This window comes from Streptomyces sp. MK37H, from assembly GCF_018035285.1.
GTDB lineage: Bacteria > Actinomycetota > Actinomycetes > Streptomycetales > Streptomycetaceae > Streptomyces > Streptomyces endocoffeicus.
The window spans coordinates 1-3,644 of record NZ_JAAAYH010000637.1 but is presented as its reverse complement, the minus strand read 5'-3'; the positions used below and the strand labels follow the sequence as shown (position 1 = coordinate 3,644).

General features: G+C 71.0%; 4 protein-coding genes. All 4 read right to left on the bottom strand.

Annotated features, from left to right (window positions below; genetic code table 11):
- Positions 1-134 precede the first annotated feature (134 nt).
- Positions 135-1,463 (bottom strand): ferric reductase-like transmembrane domain-containing protein, encoded by a 1,329-nt coding sequence (locus tag GWI24_RS41945; protein WP_210951266.1) that lies wholly within the window; start codon positions 1,461-1,463, stop codon positions 135-137.
- Positions 1,464-1,638: 175 nt separating this feature from the next.
- Complete coding sequence (locus tag GWI24_RS41940) at positions 1,639-2,493, bottom strand: endonuclease/exonuclease/phosphatase family protein (protein ID WP_210951264.1); 855 nt, start codon at positions 2,491-2,493, stop codon at positions 1,639-1,641.
- 113 nt (positions 2,494-2,606) lie between these two features.
- On the bottom strand, positions 2,607-2,840 hold the full coding sequence (locus GWI24_RS41935; RefSeq protein ID WP_210951263.1) for a hypothetical protein: 234 nt from the start codon (positions 2,838-2,840) through the stop codon (positions 2,607-2,609).
- A 79-nt stretch (positions 2,841-2,919) separates the two neighbouring features.
- Positions 2,920-3,644, bottom strand: a 725-nt coding sequence (locus tag GWI24_RS41930) for an SDR family NAD(P)-dependent oxidoreductase (protein WP_247617633.1), incomplete at its 5' end; no start/stop codon positions are given.

Sequence of the window (3,644 nt, the reverse complement as noted above, 5' to 3'; positions counted from 1 at the left end):
TCTCGGCGACGGCCTGGCCGCCCCCGGAACCGGGCTGCTTCAGCGCGAGCAGCAGCACCACACCGGAGACGGTGGCGGCCGTTCCCACGACGATGCGGCGCAGCGGATGCTTCCTCTTCATGGCTTCACCTCGGTCACAGCTCGAAGGATTCGTGGTGGATCCGGCGATCCGGAACCCCCGCCTCACGCAGCGCCCCGTACGCGTGCTCGGCCAGGCCCGGTGGGCCGCACAGATAGACGTCGTGGTCCTCGATATCGGGGAGCAGATGGCCCAGCCGCTCCGCGGTGATCTCCGGCCGGGCGCCGTCCGGGCCGTTCACCGCGTACAGCAGCCGGGCCCCGCGCTCGGTCGCGATCTGCTTCAGCTCGTTCCACAGCGCCAGGTCCTCGACGCTGCGGGCCCGGTAGAGCAGGGTGAGGTCGCTGCCCTTGCCCGGCAGCGTCTCGAACAGCGCCCGGATCGGGGTGATCCCGGCACCGCCCGCGATCATCAGCACCTTGCCGCGGCTGCGCCGTGCCGCGGTCATCGCCCCGTACGGACCCTCCGCCCACACCCGCGTCCCCGGCTCCAGCGAGGCCAGCCCCGTGCTGTGGCCGCCCACCGCCTTCACCGTGATCCGCAGCAGCTCCGGCCGGGGCGGCGCGGAGAGCGAGTACGGATGGGAGCCCCAGCGCATCCCCGGGGCCAGGAACCGCCATCGGAAGAACTGCCCGGCCTGCGCCCCGATCCGGTGCAGCTTGCGCCCCTTGATCAGCACCGACACCACCCCGGGCGCCTCCGGTACGACGGCCTCCACCCGCATCCGGTGCCGCAGATTCAGCCGCAGCGGCACCAGCAGCCGGTACCAGACCACCAGCGCGGTGACCGTGCCGTACAGCGCGTACCAGGCGGTCTCCGCGGTCTTGTTCCCGACGAACTCAGCGCCGGTCGCCAGCTGGTGCCAGAACGTCAGGAAGACCGCCAGATAGGTGAACAGATGCAGGTAGTACCACACCTCGTACGGCATCCGGCGGCGCACCATTCCCGCCGAGATCAGCCCGATCACCACCAGCATCGCGGTGCCGGCCACCGCCTTGATCATGTCCGGGTAGTCCATGACCACGGTGACGGACTGGTCGACGAAGCCGGTGCCCGCCTGCTCCGCGTAGCCCGCGATGATCAGCCCGACATGCGCCACGATCAGACACAGCGCGTACCGTCCGCTCAACGCGTGCCACCGCGCCACCCGGTCCGACCCCACCCGCCGCTCCAGCGCCGGAACGCGCGCCATCTGGAGGACGACGAGGGCGAGGACATAGCCGCCGAGCAGCCCGCTGAGCCGCCCGGCGTGGGTCAGCCACTGCGCGGTGCCGTCGACGTTCGGAGTGTTCTGCCACCACAGCGACAGCACCGCCGCCGCACCTGCCAGGCTGAGCAGGATCAACGGCACGGCATGCGAACGGCGAGGCTGGATGCGGCGCATGGCCTGCCGCCGCCCGGCCCGGCTGTTCAGTAGCGTCGTCACGGCCTGTCCCCTTCCCTTGGGCTCCGGCGCAAGGGAATACGGCCGCGAGCGCGGGATGACTCAAAGGCCGTCGGGATTCACAGGTTTCGGCCGTGGCTCACAGGTCCGGCTCAGGATTCACAGGTTTGGGGCGTCACCGGTGGTGGCGCACGGGCAGCAGCAGATCGCTCACCACCGGCAGGTGGTCCGAGGCCTCCGGGTCCGCCGTGAACACCTGGGCGGTGAGCGGGCGCAGGTCGTGGGAGGGGAGGAGGAAGTCGATCCGGGCGTGCGGATTGACGGAGTCGTAGGTGAAGCCGTCGCCGGTGCCGGCCTCGGGCCACACATCGCCGAGCACGTCGGTCAGGGTCCGGATCTCCGGGGTCTCGGACGTGGCGTTCAGGTCGCTGACCAGGACGGTGCGCTCGGGGGAGGACCCGAGGAGCTCGACGATCCGGGCGGACTGCCGCTCGCGCTCCTGGCTGTCGTTGTGCTGCAGATGCGTCACGGCGAAGTCGACGCAGCCGCCGTCCACGCCCAGCGTGGCCCGGAGCAGACCGCGCTGCTCATGGCCCGGGACGAGCGGCAGATGGGTGTTGGACCAGGACCGGATCGGCCAGCGGGAGAGCATCGCCGTGCCGTACTGACGGCGCGGCCGGCCGGGCTCCTCCGGGTCCAGGTCGAGGTTGGCGCCGAAGGCGTGACGCATCCCCAGCCGCTCGCCCAGCCAGGCGGGCTGGTCGACGAAGCCGCTGCGCTTCCAGAACCGGTCGACCTCCTGAAGGCCGACGACGTCCACCCGCATGGCCTGGATCACCCGGGCGCAGCGGTCCAGGTCGAGTACGTCGGCGGGGCTCGCGCCGTGGTGGATGTTGAACGTGGCCACGCGCAGCGGCGGCGGGCCGGTGACGGCGGCCGCCACCCCGGACGTCCCGGCGGCGGTGGCGCCGAGGCCGACCGCCGTGGCGAGGAACCGGCGGCGGCTGGGGGCAGTGTTCAGGTGATTCATGGCGGTCAGCGTGCGTTCCGGTTCCGAACGCCTTCCCACGGCGCCATGAACGGCCCCGGGCGGGTGGGAGTCGTCTCGGCCGGAGCGGTCCGCCGTCCGCGCCTCCACGGATGTCACCGATGGTGGAACTTGATTGGGTAGGACACCGTTGAGCGCGGTTTGGGCTGCTTCTTGGTGCCCTTCCCGTCGTCCTTCTTTCCGTCGTCCTTCTCGAAGTGGACGGGGTACCGGGCCGTCTGACGCGGATTCGGCGATTTGTCGTCGCGGGTGTTGCCGTCACCATGGTTGTTGATCCACAGGACCCCGACCATGAATACGCCGAGCACCATCATCTGCTTCTTCTGCACCGGCCCCGACTCCCCCTCGGTCCGCAGCTGCGCTCCCCGCCCCGCCATGGTCTCAGCCCGGCGGCCGAATGGGCAGGTGCTACCGCGTGGTGAAAGCGCCTCCGTTGACGTGAATGGTCTGGCCGGTGATGTGCCGCGCGCCGGGCGAGGCGAGGAAGAAGGCGGTCCGGGCGATGTCCCAGACCGTGCCCGCGCGCTTGTTGTGGGTCTCCGCCACGAGCGCGTCACGGCGTTCGTCGGTCATCTGGCCCTGGAAGAAGTTCGTACCGGCGATGAAGCCCGCGGAGATGACATTGCAGGTGACACCCTTCGGCGCGAGCTCGGCGGACGTCGAGGCGTTCCACGCGGCCAGGGCGGCCTTGGCCGCGCCGTAGGAGCCGCCCCGGCGCTCGGCGCCGATCGAGCCGATGCTGATGACGGAGCTGCCGCCGGCCAGCTTCTCCTGGACCGAGGCGGTGGTCAGCACCGCCGTGAGCAGGTTCTGGGACAGGCTGCTGTGCCACTGGGCGAGCAGCGCGTCCAGGGGCGAGAGGCCGTCGGACGCCGCATCGGGCAGCCCGCCGGCCGCGTTGACCAGGACATCCAGCTCGCCGAACCGGTCGGCGAGGGCGGCGACCCGCTCGGGGGAGCCGGCGTCACAGACGACGCCGTGCGCCCCGGTCTCCTTGGCGGTCTGTTCGACGGTGTCGGGGTGGCGGCCGGTGATGAAGACCTCCGCCTGGTCGGCGATGAACACCTCCGCGACGGCGCGGCCGATGCCGCTGGTGCCACCGGTGATGAGCACGGTCCGGCTCACAAGTCCTC

Coding starts and splice junctions, on each gene's coding strand:
- GWI24_RS41945 (WP_210951266.1), bottom strand. CDS start 1,463: ATGCGCCGCATCCAGCCTCGCCGTTCGCATGCCGTGCCGTTGATCCTG.
- GWI24_RS41940 (WP_210951264.1), bottom strand. CDS start 2,493: ATGAATCACCTGAACACTGCCCCCAGCCGCCGCCGGTTCCTCGCCACG.